This is a genomic window from Streptomyces sp. MGP-BFMKR1 (genome assembly GCF_057766585.1).
The window spans coordinates 700,603-726,245 of the sequence record NZ_CM173408.1 but is presented as its reverse complement, the minus strand read 5'-3'; the positions used below and the strand labels follow the sequence as shown (position 1 = coordinate 726,245).

At 77.2% G+C, this 25,643-nt stretch carries 2 protein-coding genes (1 of these 2 running past the window's edge); both read left to right on the top strand.

All coding sequences use genetic code 11. The features are described from left to right. Nucleotides 1-8,247: the 3' portion of a non-ribosomal peptide synthetase gene (locus AC3CHW_RS02510; RefSeq protein WP_488469401.1), read on the top strand. The gene continues 7,983 nt to the left of window position 1, outside the view; 8,247 of the gene's 16,230 nt are visible here — the last part of the coding sequence; its start codon lies off the left edge, out of view; the stop codon is at nt 8,245-8,247. Then, nucleotides 8,244-25,643 carry an amino acid adenylation domain-containing protein gene (locus tag AC3CHW_RS02505; protein WP_488469400.1) on the top strand — a complete coding sequence of 5,800 codons (17,400 nt, stop codon included), beginning with the start codon at nt 8,244-8,246 and terminating at the stop codon, nt 25,641-25,643. The genes AC3CHW_RS02510 and AC3CHW_RS02505 overlap by 4 nt, the downstream gene beginning before the upstream one ends.

Genomic DNA, 25,643 nt, shown 5'->3' with positions numbered 1-25,643 from the left:
CTGGCGGACGTGCTGCCGCTGTCACCGCTCCAACAGGGCCTGGCCTACCACGCGCTCGCCGACACCAACGCCCTCGACGTCTACGTCGTCCAACTCGACCTGGAGCTGACCGGTGCGCTGGACACGGACCGGCTGCGCCGGGCCGCGCAGGCCGTCGTGGACCGGCACGCGAGCCTGCGCGCCGGGTTCCGACAGCTCGCCGACGGCACCCTGGTGCGCTACACGACGGCGACCGCGCCCGTGGCCTGGCGCCAGCGCGACCTGCGGGCCGAGCCCGACCCGCTCGCCGCGCTCGCCCAACTCACCGAGGCCGACCGCGTCGAGCGCTTCGACCTGGACCGGCCGCCACTGCTGCGCTTCACGCTGGCCCGGGTCGCCCCCGACCGGCACCGCCTGCTGTTCACCAGCCACCACCTGCTGATGGATGGCTGGTCGGCGCCGCTGCTGCTGACCGACCTGTTCGCCGCGTACGCGCACCAGCCGCTGCCCACCCGCCGCCCGTACGCCGACTACCTGCGCTGGCTGGCCGGGCGCGACGCACAGGCGGCGCTGGCCGCCTGGCGGCGGGCGCTGGCCGGGTTCGAGCGGCCCACGCTCGTCGCGCCGGCGGGCGGCACGGGCGTGGCCGCCGTCCCCGGCGAGACCGAGCTGACCCTGTCCCCACGGGCGACGGCCGCCGTCGACGCCACGGCCCGGGCCGTCGGCGTCACCCTCAGCACCCTGGTGCGGACCGCCTGGGGCCTGGTGCTCGGCCAACTCACCGGCCGCGACGACGTGGTGTTCGGCGCCGCCGTCTCCGGCCGGCCCCCGGAGCTGGCCGGCGTCGAGTCGATGATCGGCCTGTTCGTGAACACCGTGCCGGCGCGCGTACGGCTCGCCCCGGGGCGCCCGCTGCGCGAGCTGGTCACCGAGGTGCACGCCGAGCAGGTCGCGCTCCTGGACCACCAGCATCTGGGCCTGGCCGACATCCAGCGGGCCACCGGGCACGGCGAACTCTTCGACACCATGATGGTGTTCGAGAACTACCCCTTCGACGACGAGGCACTCAGCGGCAGCGAGCGCGCCGCCGGCCTCGCGGTGCGCGGCGTCGGCGGCCGGGACGCCACCCACTACCCGCTCACCCTCTCCGTCACCGCCCAGGCCGGCCGACTGCGGCTCGCGCTGAAGTACCGCACCGACTTCTGCGACGCCGACGCCGCGCGCGACATCACCCGCCGCGTGGCCGCCGCCATCGACCACCTGGCGCGCGCCCCCGAGGCCCCGGTGGGCTCCGTGGACACCGTCGACCCGCACCGCCCGCCGCGCTGGCGGCTGACCGGCGCCCCGGCCCGCCCGCTGCCGGCCCTCGCCCAGGCGTCACCGACCGCCCCGCGTGACGCGACCGGAACGGGCATCGCCGCCGCGTTCGCCGCCCAGGCCGCGGCGACCCCCGACGCCACGGCCGTGCGGCGCGCGGACGGTACCGGCCGGCTCAGCTACGCCGAACTCGCCGCCCGCGCGGCCCACCAGGCCGAGCGGTTGCGCGCGGCCGGCGCGGGCCCGGAGGCCGTGGTCGGCGTGTCGCTGCCGCGCTCGCCCGCACTGGTCACCAGCCTCCTCGCGGTGGCCTGGGCCGGCGCCGGCTACCTGCCGCTGCACCCGAGCTGGCCGGCCGAGCGCTGCCGGGCCGTGCTCGCCGCCGCCGGGGCCATCGCCCTGGTCGCCGCGGCCGACGACGCCCGGGCGGCCGAGGCCGCGGGCGCGCTCCCGATCCTGCCCCCGCCCCCGGCCGGCCCGGCGCCCGGTCCCGCCGGCGCCCCGTGGCAGCCGCCCGCGCCCGCGCACCCCGGACAACTCGCCTACGTCATGTACACCTCCGGCTCCACGGGCGCGCCCAAGGGCGTGGCCGTGGAGCAGGCGGCCGTGCTGGCGCTGGCGGCCGACGCCCGCTGGGACGGCGCGGCGCACCGCGCCGTGTTGCTGCACTCCCCGCACTCCTTCGACGCCGCCACCTACGAGCTGTGGGTGCCGCTGCTGCGCGGCGGCGAGGTGGTCGTGGCGCCGGAAGGCGACACCGACCCGGCGGCCTGGCGGTCCCTGTTGCCCGCCAGCGGCGCCACCGCGCTGTGGTTGACGGCGGGCCTCTTCGCGCTCCTGGCCCACGAGGCACCGGAGGCGTTCCACGGCCTGCGCGAGGTCTGGACGGGCGGCGACGTCGTCTCGCCCGCCGCCGTACGGGCCGTGCGCGCCGCCGCGCCGCACCTGCGGATCGTCAACGGCTACGGCCCCACGGAGACCACCACCTTCGCCACGTCGAGCCAGTTCACCACCGGGCCCGCCGGGCGAGACGAGCAACCCGAGCCCGCCGAGCCCGGCACGACCGGATCCGCCACCGCCGATCCCGTCACCGTCGAGGCCGACGCGCCGCTGCCGATCGGCACCCCGCTGGACGGGATGAGCGCCAGCGTCCTGGACGGGGCGCTGCGGCCGGTGCCGGACGGCGTGCCCGGCGAGCTGTACCTCGGGGGCGCCGGTCTGGCCCGTGGCTACGTGGGCCAACCCGGGCTGACCGCCGAGCGGTTCGTCGCCGACCCCGCGGGCCCGCCCGGCGCGCGCCTCTACCGCACCGGCGACGTGGTGCGGGTGCGCGCCGACGGGCGGCTCGACTTCGTCGGCCGCGCCGACGACCAGGTCAAGCTGCGCGGCTACCGCGTCGAACCCGGCGAGACCGAGGCCGCGCTGCGGGCCCTGCCCGAGGTCGCGCACGCCGCCGTCATGGCCCGCACCGACCTGCCGGGGGGCCCGGCCCTGGTCGCGTACGTCGTGCCGGCCGCCGCGCCGGCCGGCCAACCGACGGCCGCCGCGGGCGCCACCCCGGCCGACGCCCCGGCTGGCGACGGCACCGCCCCGGCTGGCGACGGCGACGCCCTCGGCCGCGCGTTGCGCGAGCGGCTCGCGCGGACGTTGCCGGAGTACCTGGTGCCCGCGGCCGTGGTCTGCCTGGAGCGGCTGCCGCTGACCGCCAACGGCAAGCTGGACCGGGCCGCGCTGCCCGCCCCGCGACGGGCCACCGCCGTGCCCGCCGCGCCGCTCGGGCAGCGCGAGGAGTTGCTGTGCCGGCTGTTCGCCGACGCGCTCGGCGTCGAGTCCGTCGCCCCCGACCAGGACTTCTTCGCCGCCGGCGGGCACTCGCTGTCGGCGATGCGGCTGGTGGGCACCGTACGGGCGGCGCTGCGCGTCTCGCTCGCGGTGCGCGACCTGTTCACCGCCCGCACCCCCGCCGCCACCGCCGCGCTGCTGCGGCCCGCGACGCACCAGCGGGCGCCGTTGGTGGCGGGCCCGCGCCCGGCCGAGCTGCCGCTGTCCCCGGCCCAGCGCCGACTGTGGTTCCTCGACCGGCTCGACACGGGGACCGCGGCGTACAACGTGCCCATCGCGCTGCGGCTGACCGGGCGCCTGGAACTGCCCGCGCTGCGCGCCGCCCTGCACGACCTGGTGGTGCGGCACGAGGCGCTGCGCACCGTCTTCCCGGACACCGACGGCGTGCCGCGCCAGCACGTCGTGCCCGCCGACCAGGCCCGGGTGGAGGTCGAACTCGTCACCACGCCCCCGTCGGACGGCGCCGCGCTGGACGCCGCGCTGCACGCCGCCGCCGTACGCCCCTTCGCCCTGACCCGCGACCTGCCGCTGCGCGCCACCGTGCTGCGCCCGCGCCCCGCCGCCACCGGCGCGCGCCCCGACGAGGCCGCCGCCGACACCGCCGCCGACACCGCCGACGCCGCCGGCGACACCGAGGGCGACACCGAGGGCGACACCGAGGGCGATGTCCTGCTCCTGGTGCTGCATCACATCGCGGGCGACGAGTGGTCCGTACGGCCCCTGCTCGGCGATCTGAGCAGCGCCTACGCCGCCCGGGTGGCCGGGCACGCGCCGCGCTGGACGCCGCTGCCCGTGCAGTACGCCGACTACGCGCTGTGGCAGCGGGAGGTGCTCGGTGCCGAGGACGACCCGGACAGCGGCATCGGCCGGCAGACGGCGTACTGGCGCGAGCGGTTGGCCGGCGCGCCGGGCGAGCTGGCGCTGCCGCTGGACCGGCCGCGCGGCGACCACGCCGGGTACGACGGCGAGGTCGTGGAGTTCGCCGTCCCCGACGACGTGCGCCGTGGGCTGCGGGAGCTGGCCCGGCGCACCGGCGCCACGCCGTTCATGGTGGCGCACGCCGCGCTCGCCGCACTCCTGGAGCGCCTGGGCGCCGGGTGCGACCTGCCGATCGGCACGCTCATCGCGGGGCGCGACGAGCACGCGCTGCACGACCTCGTCGGCTTCTTCGTCAACACCCTGGTGCTGCGCACCGACGTGAGCGGCGACCCGACGCCGGGCGAGCTGGTGGAGCGGGTCAAGGCCGCCGACCTGGAAGCCTTCGACCACGCCCAGGTGCCCTTCGAGAAGCTGGTGGACGCGCTCGGCGCGGAACGCTCGCTGTCCCGGCACCCGCTGTTCCAGGTGATGCTGAACCACCAGACGCGCACCCCGGCCGGGCCGCGCCTGGCCGACCTGGACAGCGCGCCGGTCGCCGTGCACACCCGTACCGCCAAGTTCGACCTGACGTTCACGCTCGTCCAACACCCGGGCGCGGACGGTCCGTTGACCGGTGGCATCACCTACCGCACCGACCTGTTCGACGCGGCCACGGCGCGCCGGCTCGCCACCCACTTCACCCGCGTGCTCGCCGCGTTCGCCACCCACCCGGACCGCCCCGTCACCGCGATCGACCTGCTGACGGGCGACGAGCGGCGACGCGTGCTGCACCAGTGGAACGACACCGCGACCCGGGTGGCACCGGCCACCGTGCCGCAGGCGCTCGCCGATGCGGCGGCCCGCACGCCCGAGGCACCCGCCGTCATCGCCGACGACGGCACGCTCAGCCACCGCGAGCTGTACGAGCGGGCCGCCCGGCTCGCCCACGCGCTCGCGCGCCGGGGCGCCGGCCCGGACCGCCTCGTCGCGGTGCTGCTCCCGCGCTCGGCCCGCTCGGTGCTCGCCGCGCACGCCGTGCAGCACGCGGGCGCCGCCTACCTGCCGCTGGACCCCGCGCACCCCGTCGAGCGGCTGGCCGCCCTGCTCGCCGACACCGCCCCGGCGGTGGTCCTCACCGACGCCGCCACCGCCGCGACGCTCGCCGGGGCGCTGCCCGCGCCCGGCGCCCGCACCGTGCTCCTCGACGACCCGGCGCTGGTCGCCGAGGTCGCCGCGCACCCGACCACGCCACCGGCCGCGACCCGCCCGCCGCACCCGCTGAACACCGCGTACGTGCTGCACACCTCGGGATCGACGGGCCGCCCCAAGGCGGTGGCCGTCCCGCACCGGGCGCTGGTCAACCGGCTGGTGTGGAACCAGCGGCGCTTCCCGCTCGGCCCCGGTGACCGGATGCTGCACAAGGCGGCGCCCGGGTTCGACGTGTCGGTGTGGGAACAGTTCGGGCCGCCGCTCGGCGGCGCGGCCCTCGTCGTCGCCCGCCCCGACGGCCACCTCGACCCGGCGTACCTGGCCGAGACGATCCGCACCCGGCGGATCACCGCCGCGCACTTCGTGCCCTCGATGCTCGCGCTCTTCGCCGCCGAGCCGGCCGCCGCCGACCTCGGCGGGCTGCGCTGGGTCTTCAGCGGCGGCGAGGCACTGCCGGGCCAGTTGGCCGACGCCTGGCACAGAGACCGCGACGCGGCGCTGATCAACCAGTACGGGCCGACCGAGGCGGCCGTGGACGTGACCGCGCGCAGCGCCGAACCCGGCCAGCCGGGGACCGTGCCGCTCGGCGCGCCGGGCGACAACACCCGCGCCTACGTCCTGGACGCCGCGCTGCGCCCGGTGCCGGTCGGCGTGGTGGGGGAGCTGTACCTCGCCGGCGCCCAACTCGCCCGTGGCTATCTCGGCGAACCCGTGCGCACCGCCGAGCGGTTCGTCGCCGACCCGTTCGGCCCGCCCGGCACCCGGCTCTACCGCACCGGCGACCTGGCCCGCTGGAACGCGGCGGGCGAGCTGGAGTTCGCCGGCCGCGCCGACGACCAGGTCAAGCTGCGCGGCGTACGGATCGAGCCGGCCGAGGTACGCGCCGCGCTGCTCGCCCACCCGGCCGTCGCCGACGCGGCCGTCATCGTCCGCGAGGACCCGCCGGGCGCCGCGCGCCTGGTCGGCTACGTCACCCCGGCCGGCGGGCCCGCGCACCCGGGCGACACCCCCGCCATCGACACCCCCGCCATCGACACCTCCGCCATCGACACCGCCGCGTTGCTGCGGCACGCCGCGACGCTGCTGCCGCCGGCGCTCGTCCCCGCCGACCTGGTGGTCGTCGACGCGTTCCCGCTCACCAGCAGCGGCAAGCTGGACCGCGCCGCGCTGCCCGCCCCCCGGCGGGCCGAACCCGGCGCGCCGGCGCGGCCGAGCACCGACGCCGAACGGGTACTGGCCGCACTGGTGGCCGCGCTCCTCGGGCTCGACGACGTCGGCGCGCACGACAGCTTCTTCGCGCTCGGCGGCGACAGCATCTCCTCCATCCAACTCGTCAGCGCGGCCCGCCGCGCCGGACTGGTGATCACCCCGCGCCAGGTGTTCGAGCACCGCACCGCCGCCGCCCTGGCGCTGGTGGCCGAGCCCGCGCCGCGCGACGCGGCGGCCGAGCACGACGACGGCACCGGAACCGTGCCGCTCACCCCCGTCATGCACGCCCTGTTCGAGCGCGGCGGCGACCCGCGCGCCTACAGCCAGTCGCTCCTGGTCACCCTGCCCGCCACGGTGGACCACGCGAGCCTGCTCACCGCCGTGCGGACGCTGCTCGACCACCACGGCATGCTGCGCGCCACCCTCCGGGCCACCGGCCCCGACGCGCCGCCACACGCCCCCCGGGCGCTTGAGGTCCCCGCGCCCGGCACGGTGGACGCCGCGCGGTGCCTGCGCCGGGTACGCGTCGCGCCCGACGACCCCGACGCGCTGCGCGCGGCCGTGCGCGCCGAGTCCCGTGCCGCCACCGAGGCGCTCGACCCCGAGCGCGGCCGGGTCTTCGCGGCCGTCTGGTTCGACCTCGGCCAGGCCGTCCCCGGCCGGCTGCTGCTGCTCGCCCACCACCTGGTGGTCGACGCCGTCTCCTGGCGGGTACTGCTGCCCGACCTGGTCCAGGCGTGGGAGGCCGCCAGCGCCGGGCGCACGCCGGAACTGCCACCGGTCGAGGTGTCCTTCCGTACCTGGGCCCGCGCCCTGGCCGCCCAGGCCCCGGAGCGCGGCGCCGAACTCCCTTACTGGCACGAGGTGTTGGCCGCCCCCGACCCGGCCATCGGCGACCGGGAGCTTGACCCGGCGCGCGACGTGCCCCAGACGGTGCGCCGGCTCACGGCCACCGTGCCACCCGAGCTGGCCGAGCCGCTGCTGACCGAGGTGCCGGCCGCCTTCCACTGCGGGGAGCAGGAGGTGCTGCTCGCGGCGCTGGCGATGGCCGTACGGCGGTGGCGGACCGGGCGCGACGCGGTCCTGGTGCTCCTGGAGGGCCACGGTCGCGGTGACGCGGTACTGCCCGGGGGCCGCGAACCCGCCCGCACCGTCGGCTGGTTCACCAGCCTCTACCCGGTGCGGCTGACCGCCGACGGCGTCGGCCCGAGGGCCCCGTACGAGGACCCGGAGACGGCTGGGCGGCTGCTCAAGCACCTCAAGGAACACCTGCGCGCGGTGCCGGCCGGCGGGGTCGGCTTCGGCCAACTGCGCTACCTGGACCCGGCGGCCGGCGCCGAACTGGCCAAGGGGCCACGCCCGCAGATCAGCTTCAACTACCTGGGCCGCTTCGACGTGGGCCCCGCCGAGCCGACGCCGGCCCCCACGGGCGGGCCGGAAACCGGGCCGGCCGGCACGCCCGAGGGCACGCCCGACGGCACGCCCGACGGCACGCCCGGCGGGCACGGGCGGCCGTGGACCCCGGCCGCCGAGTCGGGCGCGCTGTGGCGGGACGAGGCGACGGTCGGCGTGGACACCGCGCTCGACCTGAGCATCGCCGCGCTGCGCCGACCGACCGGCACCGAACTGTCGGTGACCTGGCACCACGCGAGCCTGCTGCTCGACGCGGCCCAGATCGCCGAACTGAACCAGTGGTGGCGCGAGGCGCTCCAGGCCCTGCTCGACAGCGCGCGGGGCGGCACCACGGCCGGGCACACACCGTCCGACCTGGGACTGGTGTCCCTGAGCCAGGACGAGATCGACGAGTTCGAAGACGAGTGGAGGAATCTGTGAGCAGGGCGAGTTCGGGGCTTTTGGACATCCTGCCGTTGTCCCCCCTGCAAAAGGGCCTGTACTTCCTCTCGTCGTACGACGAGAGCGCGCTCGACGTCTACACCGTCCAACTCGGCTTCGACCTCGACGGGGAACTGGACACGGGGCGGCTGCGCGCCGCCGCCGGCGCCCTGCTGACCCGGCACCCCAACCTCAAGGCGGCCTTCCGGCAGCGCAAGAACGGCGAACCGGTCGCGCTGATCCCCGCCCAGGCCGAACTGCCCTGGCAGGAGGCCGACCTGTCGGCGCTGCCCGAGGCCGCGCGGCGCGAGCGACTGGCGCGGATCACCGACGCCGACCGGCGGGCCAGGTTCGACCTGGCCAGCCCGCCGCTGATCCGCTGCACCGCCGTCCGCCTCGGCCCCACGCGGCACCGGCTGCTGCTGACCCACCACCACCTGCTGCTCGACGGCTGGTCGACGGCCAAGGTCGTCCAGGAGCTGTTCGCGCTCTACGCCGCCGACGGCGACCCCTCCAGCCTGCCGCCCGTCCGCCCCTACCGCGACTACCTCGCCTGGGCCGCGGCCCGGGACGCGGAGGCGGACGAGCGGGCCTGGCGCGCCGGCCTGGCCGGGCTCGAGGGCCCGACGCTGATCGCCCCGGGCGCCGCGGAGCAGCCCCCGGCGGAGCCGGGCAGCGTCGCCGTCGAGCTGGACCCGGACCTGGCCGCCGCGCTGACCGCCACCGCGCGCCGGCTGGACGTCACCGTGCCCACCGCCGTGCAGGCGCTGTGGGCCCTGGTACTCGCCGGCCTCACCGGCCGCCAGGACGTGGTCTTCGGCTCCACCGTCTCCGGCCGCCCCGCCGAACTGCCGGGCGTGGAGTCGATGGTCGGCCTGTTCATCAACACCGTCCCGATCCGCGTCCGACTGCGGTACGAGGAGACGCTCGCCGCCCTCATCGGCCGCCTCCAGTCCGAACAGGCCGCCCTGCTGCCCCACCACCACCTCGGCCTCGGCGACATCCAACGCGTCGGCGGCGTCGGCCCGCTCTTCGACACCCTCGCGGTCTTCGAGAACTACCTCGTGGAGACCCCCGACACCGATACCGACACCGCCACCGACACCGATACCGGCGCCGGGGACGGAGCCGTCTTCGCCGGTGTGCGGGTCAGCGCCGTCACCGGGCAGGACGCCACCCACTACCCGCTGACCCTGGTCGCCGCGCCCGGCGCGACCGGCGGGCTCGGCCTGACCCTGCGCTACCGCTCCGACGCGCTGTCGCGACGGGAGGTGCGGGGCGTCGCCGAGCGGCTGCGCCGCGCCGTGCGGGAGTTCACCGCCGACCCCCACCGCCGCCTGGCCCAGCTCGACCCGCTCACCCCCGCCGAGCGCCAGCAGGTCACCCGCGCCTGGAACAGCGACGTCACCCCGGTCGTGCCGCGGACCCTGCCCGAGCTGTTCCAGCGCTGGGCGCACGAGGTGCCCGAGCGGCCAGCCGTCGCCGACGGCGCCGTCGAGTTGACGTACCGCGAACTCAACGAGCACGCCAACCGGCTCGCCCACCAGCTCGTCCGGCTCGGCGTGGGACCCGAGCGGCCCGTCGGCGTGGCCCTGCCGCGCGGCGCCGACGTCTACGTCGCCCAACTGGCCGTTGGCAAGGCGGGCGGCGTGTTCCTGCCGCTCAACCCCGACTACCCGGCCGAGCGGCTGCGGGCGCTGGTCGACGACGCCCGCCCGCACCTGATCCTGGCCGCCCCGGGCGTGACCGCAGGCCCCTGGGCGCGGGGCACCCCCGTCGTCCGCCTGGCCGACCTCCCACAGGACGGGCCCGCGCACGACCCGACCGACGCCGACCGGCTGGCGCCGCTGCGGCTGGAGAACGCCGCGTACGTCATCTACACCTCCGGCTCCACCGGCACCCCCAAGGGCGTCCTGGTCGCGCACCGGCCGCTGGTCGACCTCGTCGCCTGGGCCCACGCCCGCTTCGGCACCGCGCCGGGCGACCGGGTCACCCAGTTCGCCTCGCCCAGCTTCGACGTCACCTTCTGCGAACTGGCCAACTCCCTGTTCGCCGGCGCCACCCTGGTCGTCGTGGACGAGGAGGAGCGGGCCGGCGCGCCGCTGGCCGACTTCCTGGTGCGGGCCCGGATCACCCTCGCCGTCATCCCGCCCACCGTGGTGGCCTCGCTGCCCACCGAGGCCACGCTGCCCGCCGACATGACGCTGATCGTCGGCACCGAGGCGCTGCCCGCCGAGGTGGTCCGCACCTGGGCCCGCCGGCACCGGCTGTTCAACGCGTACGGGCCCACCGAGGCCGTCGTCAACTCCGCCACCTGGCTCGTGCCCGCCTCCTGGGACGGCGGCCCGATCCCGATCGGCCCGCCGGACGTCAACAAGCGGGCCTACGTCCTGGACGGGGCGCTGCGCCCGGTGGCGCCCGGCGTGCTCGGCGAGCTGTACGTCGCCGGGCCCGGCCTCGCCCGTGGCTACGTGGGCCGGCCCGGCACCACCGCGGAGCGCTTCGTCGCCTGCCCCTTCGGCCCGGCCGGCACCCGCATGTACCGCACCGGCGACCTGGCCCGCTGGAACGCGGCGGGGGAGTTGGAGTACGCCGGGCGCACCGACCACCAGATCAAGATTCGCGGCTTCCGCGTCGAGCCCGCCGAGATCGAGGCGCTGCTGACCGACCACCCGGCCGTCGCCCGCGCCGTGGTCATCGCCCGCGCCGACGCGGCCGGCACCAGGCGCCTGGTGGCCTACGTCGTCTTCGAGGCCGGGGCCTCGGCGCCGGCCAGCGAGCTGACCGCGTGGGTGGCCGCCGCGCTGCCCGAGCACCTGGTGCCGGCGGCCTTCGTCGCCCTGGACACGCTGCCGGTGACCGCCGCCAACAAGATCGACCGCGCGGCGCTGCCCGCGCCCGACCTCACGCCGGCCAGCGAGGGCACCGCCCCGCGTACCGAGCGCGAACGGGTGCTGGCCGAGCTGGTCGCCCAGATCCTCGGCCTCGCCGAGGTCGGCGTCCACGACAGCTTCTTCGCGCTCGGCGGCGACAGCATCTCCTCCATCCAACTCGTCGGCGCGGCCGGCCGACAGGGCATCAGGCTGCGCCCCCGCGACGTGTTCGAGCGCCGCACCGTCGCGGCCCTGGCGGCCGTGGAGCAGCGGCCGGCCGAACCCGCGCCGCCCACCGTGCCCGCCACCGGCAGCGCCCCGTTGACGCCCATCCTGCGCTGGCTCGTGGAGCGCGGCGGCCCCATCGCCGACTACCACCAGTCCACCGTCCTGCGTACCCCCGCCGGCACCCGGCTCGACCACCTCGTCGCGGGCCTGGGCCAGGTCGTCGACCACCACGACGCGCTGCGCGCCACGCTCACCCGTACCGCACTGGAGATCCCCGCGCCCGGCACGCTCGACCCGGCCCGCCTCGTCGCGCGCGTGGACGCCGCCGAACTGCCGCCCGAGGCGCACGCCGATGCGCTGCGCGCGCACGCCGCCGAGGCCGCCCGCGCCCTCGACCCCTTCGGCGGCACCATGCTGCGCCTGGTGTGGCTGGACGCCGGGCCCAGGCGACCCGGCCTGCTCGCCGTCCTCGTCCACCACGCCGTCGTGGACGGCGTCTCCTGGCGGGTGCTCACCGAGGACCTGGCCGCGGCCTTCCGGGCCGCCGCCGACGGCCGCACGGCCGCCCTGCCGCCGGTGGGCACCTCGCTGCGCGCCTGGGCCACCGGCCTCGCCGAGGAGGCCGCCTCCGAGCGGCGCGGCGCCGAGCTCGCGCACTGGCGCGCCCTGGCCGACGGCGACCCGCTCCGGATCAGCCCGCTGCCGCTGGACCCGGCCACGGACACCCTCGACACGCTGCGCACCGTCGCCGTCGAGCTGCCCCGGGCGACCACCCAGTCGCTGCTGACCGAGGTCGCCGACGCGTTCCACACCGGCCCCGACGCGGTGTTGCTGACCGCGCTCGCCCTCGCCCTGGCCGCCTGGCGCGGCCAGCCGAGGCCGGTACTGGTGGACATCGAGGGCCACGGGCGCGTCGAGGAGGCCGTGCCGGGCGCCGAACTCTCCCGCACCGTCGGCTGGTTCACCAGCGTCCACCCCGTACGCCTGGACCTGACCGGACTCGACCCGGCAACCCCCGTCCACCCGGGCGCCGCCCTCAAGCGGATCAAGGAACAGGTGCGGGCCGCCCCCGACAGCGGCATCGGCCACGGCCTGCTGCGCCACCTGCGCCCCGGCCCGGAGGGCCGGCTCGCCGCGCTGCCCACGGCCACCATCGGCTACAACTACCTGGGCCGCTTCGGGGCCGGTGGCGACGCCGAGCGCGACTGGGCGCCCGCCGCGCTCACCGGCTCGCTCGGCGGCGGCGCCGACGGCAGGCTGCCCGCCTCGCACACCCTCCAGCTCAACGCCTCGACCCTGGACGGGCCCGAAGGCCCGAGGCTTCAGGCCGCGTTCACCTTCCCGGGCCGGCTGCTGCCCGCCGACGAGGTGGAGCGGCTGGCCCAGCACTGGCTCGCGGCCCTGGAGGCCATCGCCGCGGCCGGCACCCGCCCCGGCGCCGGCGGGCACAGCCCCGGCGACTTCCCGCTGGTGACCGCCGGCCAGGCGGAGATCGAGACGATCGAGGCGGAGACCGGCGCGCTCGCCGAGCTGCTGCCGCTCTCGCCGCTCCAGCAGGGCCTGTTCTTCCTCTCCTCCTACGGCGCCGACGGCGCGGGCCCCGACGTCTACACCACCCAGCTCACCCTGGAGGTCGAGGGGGAGGTGGACACCGCGCGCATGCGGGCGGCGGCCGACGCGCTGCTGGCCCGCCACCCCAACCTGCGCGCCGCCTTCCGCGCCAGGCCCGACGCGGAGCCACTGCAAGTCATTCCCGAGCGGGTGCGCATGCCCTGGCGCGAGGTGCACCTGGACGACGGCCCGGTCCCTGACGACGGCGCGGCTCCCGGAGCCCCGGCGGCGGCGCGGCCCGACGTCATACCGGAGGCCGTGCGCGCGCGGGCCCGCCAGGTGCTCGCCGAGGAACGGCAGCGGCGCTTCGCGCTGGACGTGCCGCCGCTGACGCGGCTGACCCTCGTACGCCTGGGCGAGCACACCCACCTGCTCTCCCTCACCTCGCACCACCTGCTGCTCGACGGCTGGTCGGGCCCGCTGCTCATCCGCGACCTGCTGGGCCTGTACCACGGCACCCCCGAGCCGGCCCCGCGCCCCTACCGGGACTACCTGCTCTGGCTCGCCGACCGGGACCGGGCCGCCACCGCCGACGCCTGGCGGGCGACCCTGGCCGACATCGACGGGCCCACCCTCCTGGTGCCCGCCGCGTCGGCCGCGCCCGCCAGTGTGCCCAGCCGCGTCGCGGTGGACCTGCCGGCCGACCTGGCCGCGCGGATCACGGCCTTCGCCCGCGCCGAGGGCGTCACCGTCAACGCCGTGCTCCAAGCGGCCTGGGCCGTCCTGCTCGGTTGGCTCACCGGCCGTACCGACGTCGTCTTCGGCGTCACCGTCTCCGGCCGCCCCGCCGACCTGGACGGCGCCGACCGCATGATCGGCCTGTTCATCAACACCATCCCCACCCGCGTCGCGCTCGCCCCGGGCCAGCGGCTGGCCGAGGTCGTGCACGCCGTACGCGACCAGCAGGGCCGCATGCTGGACCACCAGTACGAGTCGCTGGCCGAACTCCAGCGGGCCAGCGGGCACCGGGAACTCTTCGACACGCTGCTGCTGTTCGAGAACTACCCGGTCGACTCCGAGCAACTGCGGGCCACCGAGCGGCGCGCCGGGCTCGCCGTCACCGGCGCCCAGGGGCACGACGCCACCCACTACCCACTGGTGCTCGTCGCCCTGCCCGGCACCGACCGGCTCGGCCTGGCCATCGACCACCGGCCCGAACTGCTGCCGCGCGAGCGGGCCCAGGCGATCGGCGCGCACCTGGTCGACGTGCTGGACCGCATCGTCGCCCGGCCCGACATGCCCGTGGCCGCGCTGCGACCGGCCGCCGACCAGCGGGGGCTACGCGGCCCGACCGAGCCGATCACGCCCGAGGGGCTCGCCGACCGGTTCGCCCGCCAGGCCACGGCGACCCCCGACGCCACCGCGCTGATCGTCGGCGACCAGGAGCTGACGTACCAGCAGCTCGACCGGCGCGCCGGCCTCATCGCCGCCCGCCTGCTCGCGCGCGGCGCGCGCCCCGAGCGGTTGGTGGTCGTCTCGCTGCCGCGCTCGGCCGACCTGGTCGCCACCCTCGTCGCCGTCGCCCGCACCGGCGCCGGCTACGTGCCCGTCGACCCGGAGTTCCCCGCCGAGCGGATCGCCTACCTGCTCGGCGACGTCCGCCCCGTACTCGTGGTCGACGCGGCCTCCCCGGTGCTCGCCCCACCGGAGCCCCACGAGGCCCAGGCGCCCGACCGGCGGGCGCCGCACCGGCCGGACGGCGTCGCGTACGTCATCCACACCTCCGGGTCCACCGGCCGGCCCAAGGGCGTCGTCGTCACCCACCGGGGCCTCGGCAACCTCCTGGAGGCGATGGCCGACCTGCTCGACACCGGGGCGGGCGACCGGCTGCTCGCCGTGACCACCGTCGGCTTCGACATCGCGGCCCTCGAACTCTTCGTCCCGCTGTGCACCGGCGCCACCGTCGTGCTGGCCGACCGCGACGAGGTCACCGACCCGCGCCGGCTGGCCCACCTGGCCGAGCGCACCGGGGCCACCCTCATGCAGGCCACCCCGTCGCTGTGGCGCGCGGTCGCCGAAGCGGTGCCCGAGGCGCTGACGGGACTGCGCGTCCTGTCCGGCGGCGAGCCGCTCGCCCCCGACCTCGCGGCCACGCTGGCCGCGCGCGGCGCGCGGCTGGTCAACCTGTACGGGCCGACCGAGACCACCGTGTGGTCCACGGCGGGCGACCTGACCGGCGACGAGGCGCCACACATCGGCCACCCGCTGCGCAACACCGATCTGCACGTGCTCGACCCGTGGCTGCGCCCGGCGCCCGCCGGCACCCTGGGCGAGCTGTACATCGGCGGCGCCGGCCTGGCCCGTGGCTACCTGGGCCGCCCGGCGCTGACCGCCGAACGCTTCGTGGCCTCGCCGTTCGGGCCGCCCGGCGCCCGGCTCTACCGCACCGGCGACCTCGCCGCCTGGCGGGCGGACGGCACGCTGCGGGTGGCCGGCCGCGTCGACCACCAGGTCAAGATTCGTGGCCACCGGGTGGAGCCCGGCGAGATCGAGACCGTGCTGCGCGCGCACCCTCGGGTCGAGGACGCGGTCGTGGTCGCCGCCCCCGACGCGTCGGGCACCCAGCGCCTGGTCGCCTACGTCACCGGGGCGCCCAGCGGGCTCGTCGAGTTCCTGGCCGACCGGCTGCCCGCGCACCTGGTGCCCTCGCTGACGGTGCCGCTGGAGAAGCTGCCGCTCACCCCAGGCGGCAAGGTGGACCGGGCCGCGCTGCCCGCACCCGAACTGGCCGCGGCCGAACGGGCCAGGGCGCCCCGCGACCCGCGCGAGGCCGTGCTCGTCGGCCTCTTCGCCGACCTGCTCGGCCAGCCCGACGCCGGACCCGACGACGACTTCTTCGCCCTCGGCGGGCACTCGCTGCTGGCCATGCGACTCGCGGGCCGCGTCCGCTCCGCGCTCGGCGTCGACGTCGCCATCCGCGACGTCTTCGACCACCCGACCCCGGCCGCGCTCGCCGAGGTCGTCCTGCCGCGCGGGACGCGCCGCGCGCCCCTGACGGCGGGGGAGCGCGGCGAACGCGAGCCGCTGTCCTTCGCGCAGCAGCGGCTGTGGTTCCTGCACCGGCTGGAGGGGCCGAGCGCCACCTACAACCTGTACTTCGCGCTCAGGCTGACCGGCGACCTGGACGCGGGCGCGCTGCGCGCCGCCTTCGCCGACCTCGTCACCCGCCACGAGCCGCTGCGCACCGTCTTTCCCGAGACCGAGGCCCCCACCCAGGGCGCCGCGCCGGGCGGCGACCCGGACGGCGTGCCCTACCAGCACGTGCTCGACCCCGCCACCGGCGCCGAGGCCCTCGGCGACCTGGCCCCGGTGCCGGTCAGCGCGGAGCGCCTGGACGCGGAGCTGCGCGCGGACGCCACGGCCGCCATCGACATCACGCACGAGATCCCGCTGCGGGCCCGCCTGTTGCGGGTGGGTGACGACCACGTCCTGTCGGTGACGCTGCACCACATCGCCGGCGACGAGTGGTCCATGCGCCCGCTGATCGAGGACCTGCGCACGGCGTACGCGGCCCGCCGCGAGGGCGCCGCCCCCGCCTGGCAGCCGCTGCCCGTCGCGTACGCCGACTACGCCCGCTGGCAGCGCGAGGTGCTCGGCTCCGAGAGCGACCCGGACAGCCTGCTGTCCCGACAGGCCGACTACTGGCGCGAGGCCCTGCGCGACGCGCCCGAGGAGTTGGCCCTGCCCTACGACCGGCCGCGCCCGGCCGTGGTCGACAACCATGGCGGCGCCGTCACCTTCGAACTCACCCCCAGGACCCACCGGGCGCTGCGCGCGCTCACCGCCGAGGCCGGGGCCAGCGTGTTCATGGCCGCGCAGGCGGCGCTGGCCGCGCTGCTGAGCGCGCACGGCGCCGGCACCGACATCCCCGTCGGCACGCCCGTCGCCGGCCGGGGCGACGCCGCCCTCGACGACCTGGTGGGCTTCTTCGTCAACACCCTCGTGCTGCGCACCAGCGTCGCGGGCCGGCCCACCTTCCGCGAACTGCTGCACCGGGTACGCGACACCGACCTGTCCGCCTTCGAACACGCCGACCTGCCCTTCGAGCGGCTGGTCGACCTGCTCGCGCCCGAGCGCTCGCTCGCCCGCCACCCGCTGTTCCAGGTGATGCTGGTCTTCCAACACGTCAGCGGCGAGTCCGTCACGCTGCCCGGCGTCGAGGTGACCCCGCTCGGCGCCGACCCCGGCGTCTCCCGCTTCGACCTCGGCTTCACGCTGGCCGAGCGGCCCGGCGGGCAGGGCATCGCCGGCCTGCTCCACTTCCAGAGCGCCCTGTTCGACGAGGCCACCGCGCGCACGCTGGCCGACCGGTTCGCCGCCCTCGTCGCGCGACTCGCCGAGCAGCCGGACACCCCGCTGCACCGCGTACCGCAGCTCACCGCGGACGAGCACGCCCAAGCCCTGGCCAGCGCCGCGGGCGCGGCCCGCGAGCTGCCGGCGCGGACCCTGCCGGCGCTGGTGGCCGCCGCCTGCGCCAACGACCCACGGGCCACCGCCCTCGTCGCCGACGACGAGGACGGCGGCGCACACGCCCTGAGCTACGCCGAGTTCGACGCCCGCGTCGGCCGGCTCGCCGCCGTGCTGCGCCAGCGCGGGGTCGGCCCGCACACCCGGGTCGCCATCGTGCTGCCCCGCTCCCTCGACCTGGTCGTCGCCGTGCACGCGACGCAGCGTGCCGGCGGCGCCTACGTACCGGTCGACCCCGGCTACCCGGCCCACCGCGTCGCCCACATGCTCGCCGACAGCGCCCCGCGCGTGACCGTCACGGACGCCGCGCACGCGCCGGCGCTGCCGGCCGCCTGCCACCCGCTGGCCCTCGACGCGCCCGAGACCGCGGCCGAACTCGCCACCGCCGACCCCATCGCGGCCCCGCCCGCCGAACTGACCGGCGGCCACCCCGCGTACGTCATCTACACCTCCGGCTCCACCGGCCGGCCCAAGGGCGTCGTCGTGCCGCACGCGGCGGCCGTCAACCGGCTGCTGTGGATGCGCGAGGAGTACGCGATCGGCGCCGGCGACCGGGTGCTGCACAAGACGCCGGCCAGCTTCGACGTGTCGGTGTGGGAACTGTTCCTGCCGCTGCTCGCCGGCGGGGCGCTCGTCGTCCTGCCGGACGGGGCGCACCGCGACCCCGCCCTGGTCGCCGCCGCGATCGAGCGCCACCGGGCGACGGTCGCGCACTTCGTGCCGGCCATGCTCGCCGCGTTCGCCACCCACCTCACCGACGCCGGGGCGGCCGGGGCCGGGGCCGGGCCGAGCACGCTGCGGCTGGTCTTCGCCAGCGGCGAGGCGCTGCCGCCGGCCGTCGCCGCCGCCACCCGCCACGCCCTGCCCGGCGCCGCGCTGCACAACCTGTACGGGCCCACCGAGGCGGCCGTGGACGTCACCGCCTGGCCCACCGGGCCCGCCGACGAGGGCGCCGTACCCATCGGGCTGCCGGTGTGGAACACCCGCGCCCTGGTGCTCGACCCCTGGCTGCGCCCGCTGCCCACGGGCGTCGTCGGCGAGCTGTACCTCGGCGGCGACCAACTCGCCCTCGGCTACCTGGGCCGGCCCGCGCTGAGCGCCGAGCGCTTCGTGGCCGACCCGTACGGCCCGCCCGGAGGCCGCCTCTACCGCACCGGCGACCTGGTGCGACGGCGCGCGGACGGGGCCCTGGTGTTCGTCGGCCGCGCCGACGGACAGGTCAAGCTGCGCGGACTGCGCGTGGAACTCGGCGAGATCGAGGCCGTGTTGGGCGAGCACCCGCGGGTCGCCGCGTGCGCGGTGGTCGTACGCGAGGACCAGCCGGGCCAGCGCTACCTGGCCGGATACGTCGTCGGCCCGGCCGGCTCCGCCGTGGACACCGACGAACTGCTGGCCCACCTGGCGCGCCGGCTCCCGGACCACATGGTGCCCACCGCCCTGGTGGTCCTGGACGCGCTGCCGCTCGGCCCCAGCGGCAAGCTCGACCGGCGCGCGCTGCCCGCGCCCGACCTGGCCGGTGCCGCCACCCGGACCGCGCCGCGCGACGCCCGCGAGGCGCTGCTGGCCGAGCTGTTCGCCACGCTGCTGGGGATGGCCGAGGTGGGCGTCGAGGACAGCTTCTTCGCCCTGGGCGGCGACAGCATCCTGTCCATCCAACTCGTCGCCCGGGCCCGCAAGGCCGGCCTGGTGATCACCCCGCGCGACGTCTTCGAGCACAAGACCGCCGCCGCCCTGGCCCGCGCCGCCACCCCCGTCACCGGCGCCCGGGCGCTGCCGCGCGTGGCGCCGACCGGCCGGATGCCGCTCACGCCCATCATGCGCTGGGCCCTGGCCCGGGCCGACATCGACCACCTGCACCAGTTCACGCACCTGGTCGCCCCGCCGGACGCCGACGCGGCGTCCCTGACCACCGCCCTGGACTGGCTCCTTGAGCGGCACCCCATGCTGCGCGCCCGGCTCGTCCCCGCGGACGCCGAGAACACCGAGCCCGCCCTGGAGGTGCCGCCCCCGGGTGCCGTCACCGGGGCGCGGGTGCTCACCCGCGTCGACGTGAGCGCCGTCGCGCCCAGCGAACTGGCCGCCCTGGTGGCCGAGCGCGCGGCCCGCGCCGTCGAGGAACTCGACCCGCGCGCCGGCGACATGCTGCGCGCCGTCTGGTACGACGCCGGGCCCGGCGTGCCGGGGCGGCTCCTCCTGGTGGCCCACCACCTGGTGGTGGACGGCGTGTCCTGGCGCGTCCTCACCCCCGACCTGGCCGCCGCGCACGCGGCGGCGCGCGCCGGGCGCGAACTGCCGGACGCCACGGCGGGCGGCACCTCCTTCCGACAGTGGGCCCTCGGCCTGGCCGCCGCCGCCCGCCGCCCCGCCGTTCAGGCCGAGGCCGCACTGTGGCGCTCCCGGGAGGCGGTGCCGGTGCCGGCGCTCGGCCGCCGCCCGTTCGACCCGGTGACCGACACCGCCGACACCCGCGTCCACGTCGAACGCCAGCTCCCCACCGCCCTCACCCAGGCCCTGCTGACCACGGTGCCGGCGACCGTGCACGGCGCCGTGCCCGACGTGCTGCTGGCCGCGCTCACCCTCGCCCTGGCCCGCTGGCGCGCGCTGCGCGGCGAGGCGGACGGCGGCTGGGACGTGGTCGCCGTGGAGGGGCACGGCCGAGAGGAGAGCGCGGTGCCCGGCGCCGAACTCTCCGCCACCGTCGGCTGGTTCACCACCTGGTACCCGGTGGTCCTCGACCCCGCGGGCGCCGACCTGGACGAGGCGCTGCGCGGCGGGCCCGCCGCCCGCACCGTGCTCGCCCGCATGAAGGAGCAGCTCAGGGCCCCGGCCGAGAACGGCATCGGCTACGGGCTGCTGCGCTACCCGCCGCGCGACGCCAAGGCCACCGGCGACCAGCCGCGCGACGCCGAGGCCAGCGGCGACCAACCGGCCGGCGCCACCGGCGACCAACCGGCCGGCGCCGGCCCGGTGCCCGCGGACGCCGCGCCCGGCCGGTCGACCACCGACACCGCCCCGCCCGTGGTCTTCAACTACTTCGGCCGCTTCACCGGGGGCGCCCCGACCGACCCCGAGCACACCGCCGCCTGGGCCCCCGCCCCCGAGACCCTGCCCACGCCGAGCCCGGGACGTGGTCGGCTCCCCATCCTGTTCCCGCTGGAGATCAACGCCTCCACCGTGGACGGCCCCGAAGGGCCGGTGCTCGGCGCCCGCTGGTCCTGCCCGGCCGGCATCCTCGACCAGGCCGAACTGACCGAGCTGGCCGACCTGTGGGTGGCGGCCCTGAGCGGCCTCGCCAGCCACGCGGGACCGGCCACCCACACCCCGTCCGACTTCCCGCTGGTACGCCTCACCGAACGCGAGGTGGCCACCTTCGACGAGCGCCACCCCGGCCTGACCGACATCTGGCCGCTGACGCCGCTGCAGGAGGGCCTGGTCTTCCTGGCAGGCATGGCCGACGACACCGACACCGACACCGGCACCGACACCGACACCGACACCGGCACCGACACGGACACCGGCACCGGCACCGACGGCGCGGCGGCCCCGGACGACGCGCCGGTGGACGTCTACACCATGCAGCTCGCGCTGCGCCTTTCCGGCCTCATCGACACCTCGGCGCTCCGCGAGGCCGCAGCCGAACTTCTGGCCCGGCACGACAACCTGCGCACCGCGTTCGTGTCCACCGCCGCGGGCACGCCCGTACAACTGGTCCTTGACGAGGTCGAACCCGACTGGTCCGTCACCGACCTGTCCGACCTGCCGGCCGACGAGCGCGACGCCCTCCTCACGAGGATCACCGGCGCCGACCGCGCCCGCAGGTTCGACCCGAGCGCCCCGCCGCTGCTGCGCCTGCACCTGGTGCGCCTGTCCGCCGACCGCAGTGTGCTCGTGGTCACCAACCACCACCTGGTGCTCGACGGCTGGTCGCTGCCGCTGATCGTGCAGGAACTGTTCCAGCTCTACGCGACCCGCACCTCCGGCGCCCCGCGTCCGCCCCGCCGCCGCCCCTTCCGCGACTTCCTCGGCTGGCTGGTCGCGCGCGAGGCGGGCGAGGCCGAACAGGCGTGGCGGGCCGCGCTGGCGGGGGTCAGCGAGCCGACGCTGCTCGCCCCGGCCGACCCGGCCCGCCGCCCGGTGCTCTCCCGGCACCTCCCGTACCAGCTCCCGGACGCGCTCGACCAGGCCCTGACCGACCTCGCCCGGAGCAGCGGTGTCACCCTCAACACCGTCGTCCAGTTCGCGTGGGGCGTGCTCGTCGCCCGCCTCACCGGGCGCGACGACGTGGTCTTCGGCGCCACCGTCTCCGGCCGGCCCCCGGAGATCGAGGACGTGGAGACCATGGCCGGGCTCTTCATCAACACCCTGCCGGTCCGGCTCGACCTGCGCCCCGGCGGCACCGTGCGCGAGGCGCTGGCCCGGCTCCAGGACGAGCAGTCGGCGCTCTCGGCCCACCAGTACCTCGGGCTCTCCGCCATCCAGCGCGTCGCGGGGGTCGGCGAACTCTTCGACACCCTGGTCGTGTTCGAGAGCTACCCGGTGGACGCCGACGGGCTGCGCCGCGCCGAGGAGTCCGGGTCGCTCGCCGTCACCGGCGGGGACAGCGCGGACGCCACGCACTACCCGCTCACCCTGGCCGTGGACCCGGGCAACGCCAGGCTCACCCTGGAGTACCGGCCCGACCTGTTCACCGACGCCGCCGCGCGCACCCTGCTGCGCCGCCTCACCCGGGTCCTCGAGACGCTCGCCGCCCGGCCCGACGAGTGCTGCGCGCGCCTGGAGATCCTCGACCCGGCCGAGCGGACCCGGATCACGACCGACTGGAACGCCACCGACCACCCGTACGCCGACCAGACCCTGCCCGCGCTGCTCGCCGACCGGGTCCGGGCCGCTCCCGACCACACGGCCCTGGTCTGCGGCGACGTCAGCCTCACCTTCGCCGAGCTGAACCACCGGGCCAACCAACTCGCCTGGGAACTCATCGACCGCGGCGTCGGCCCCGAGGACGTGGTGGCCCTGCTGCTGCCGCGCACCGTCGACCCGGTGGTCGCGCTGCTCGCCGCGCACAAGGCGGGAGCCGCCTACCTGCCCATCGACCCCGACTACCCCGCCGAGCGCATCGACTACCTGCTCGCCGACGCCACGCCCCGCCTCCTGCTCACCACCACCCGCATCGCGGCCGGCCGACCGGAGCCGGCGGTCCCCGTCCTGACCCTGGACACCGACGCCGTACGCGCCCGGCTGCGCGCCCGACCCGGTACGGACCCGACCGACGCCGACCGGGTGCGCCCCCTGCACCCGCTGCACCCGGCGTACGTCATCTACACCTCCGGCTCCACCGGCGCGCCCAAGGGCGTGCTGATCTCGCACCGCAACGTGCTCAACCTCTTCCACAGCCACCGCAGGGCGCTGTACGAACCGACCGTCGCCGCCACCGGGCGCGCCGCGCTGCGCGTTGGCCACGCCTGGTCGTTCTCCTTCGACGCCTCCTGGCAGCCGCAGCTCTGGCTCTTCCACGGGCACGCCGTGCACATCCTCTCCGAGGAGCTCCAGGGCGACCCGGAGGCGATGGCCGACTACCTGCGCACGCACCGCGTCGACTTCGTCGAACTCGCCCCCTCGGTGCTGGCCCAGGTGGAGCGCGCCGGCCTCACTGAGGGCGGGCGCTGCCCGCTGGCGCTGCTGGGCGTGGGCGGCGAGGCCGTGCCGGACGCGCAGTGGACCCGCCTGAGGCGGCTGCCCGACACCCGCGGCGTCAACCTGTACGGGCCCACCGAGTGCACCGTAGACTCGCTCCTCGCCCGCGTGGAGGACACCGACCGGCAGGTCATCGGGCACCCGGTGGACAACGCCCGGGTCTACCTGCTCGACGCGGGGCTACGGCCCGTGCCCCCCGGTGTCAGCGGCGAGCTGTACATCGCCGGCGCGGGGCTGGCCCGCGGCTACCTGGGGCGGCCCGCGCTGACCGCCCAGCGCTTCGTCGCCGACCCGTTCTCGCGCACCGGCGGGCGCCTGTACCGCACCGGCGACCTGGCGCGCTGGACCGAGGACGGGGCGGTGGAGTTCCTGGGCCGCGTCGACGACCAGGTCAAGATCCGCGGCTTCCGGGTCGAGCTGGGCGAGATCGAGACGGCCGCCACGGGCCACCCGGACGTCGCCCAGGCCGTGGTCGTCGCCCGCGAGGACGCCGGCGTGCGCCGCCTGGTGGGGTACGTCGTGCCGCGCGCGGGCGCCACCGCCGACCCCGCGCGCCTGCGCGCGCACGTCGCCGAGCGACTGCCGGCCCACCTGGTGCCCGCCGCCTTCGTCGTCGTGGACGCGCTGCCGATGACCGCGCACGGCAAGCTCGACCGGGAGCGGCTGCCCGCGCCCGACTTCGGCGCCGCGGCCGTCGGCCGGGAGCCGGAGGGCGACCGGGAGCGGGCCCTGTGCGCGGCCATGACGGGCGTGCTCGGCCTGCCCAGGATCGGCGCGGACGACGACTTCTTCGCGCTGGGCGGCGACAGCATCGTCGCCATCCAACTCGTCAGCCGGCTACGGGCCGACGACTGGCGGCTCTCGCCGCGCCAGGTCTTCCTGCTGCGCACGCCCGCCGCCCTCGCCGAGGTGCTCACCGGCGCGGCGCGCGGCGCGGCCGAGGAGGAGTCCGCCGGCGTGGGCACCGCGCCGAGCACCCCGATCGTCGAGTGGCTGCGCGAACTCGGCGGCCCCATCGGCGAGTACTCCCAGTCCACCGTCCTCCAGGTGCCGGCCGCGCTCGGCCTGACCGAGCTGACCGACGCCGTCCAGGCGCTGCTCGACCGGCACCACCTGCTGCGCGCCCGCCTCGTGCGGCACGCGGCCGAGCCGGCGTCCGGGGCGGGGGAGCGATGGGAGTTCGACATCCCCGGGCCCGGGACCGTGCGGGCGGCGGACCTGGTCGAGCGGATCGACGTGTCCGACGTCCCGCCCGGCCGCGAACTGGCCCACGTCATGGGCGAGAAGCTGCTCGGCACGGTCGGCGAACTCGACCCGGAGGCGGGCCGGATGGCACGCCTGGTGTGGTTCGACGCGGGCCCGGGCCGCCCGGGGCGGCTGCTGACGCTGCTGCACCACCTGGTGGTGGACGGCGTCTCCTGGCGGGTGCTCCACCCGGACCTGCGCGCCGCCTGGGAGGCGGCCCGCGCGAGCGGGCGGGCGACGCTGGACCCGGTGCCCACCTCGTTCCGTACCTGGTCCCGCGCGCTGGCCGAGGCCGCGACCCGCCCGGAGCGCGAGCGCGAACTGCCGCACTGGCGCGACACGCTCGCCGCCGCGTCGGCCCCGCTGGCCGCCCGCCAGCTCGACCCGGCCCGCGACACCGTACGCACCCTGACCCACCTCAGCGTCGAGCTGCCGCCCGAGCACACCGGACCGCTGCTGACCCGGGCCGTGCGCGAGACCGGCGCCAGCGTCAACGAACTGCTGCTCGGCGCCCTCGCGGTGGCCCTCGCGCACTGGCGCGAGCAGCGCGGCGACACGCGGGCCCGGAGCACGGTGGTGGCGATGGAGGGCCACGGCCGCGAGCAGGACATCGCCCCCGGCACCGACCTCTCGCGCACGGTCGGCTGGTTCACCTCCGTCTACCCCGTACGACTCGACGCGGCCGGCGTGGACCTCGCGGAGGCGCTGACCGGGCGGGGCGGCGGGGCCAAGGCGCTGCGCGAGGTGGTGGGCCGGGTCGGCGACCAACTGGCGGCGGTGGCCGACAACGGCATCGGCTACGGCCTGCTGCGCTACCTCAACCCGCGCACCGGCCCCGAACTCGCCGCGCTCGGCACGCCCGAGGTGCAGTTCAACTACCTGGGCAGGTTCGCCGGCAGCGCGCCGACCGCGTCCGGCGCGCAGGCCACGGCCGGCACTGACGGCACCGATGGCACCGATGGCGCGGCCGGCACCGGCGGCACCGGCGGACAGCCGGACGCCGGGCCCGACGGGCGCGGCGACTGGGCCCCGGCCCCCGAGGCGGGGGTCATGGGCGGCGGCCGGGACCTGGACATGCCGGTGGGCTACCTGCTGGACATCACCGCCTCCACGGTCGACGGCCCGGACGGGCCGCGGCTGAGCGCGGGGTGGGTCTGGCCGGGCGAACTCCTCCCCGAGGCGAGCGTGCGCGAGCTGGCCCAGGCGTGGACCACGGCCCTGCGCGCCCTGTCCTGCCTCGGCGACACGGCGCCGGACGCGGGGGAGGGGCTGGCGTAA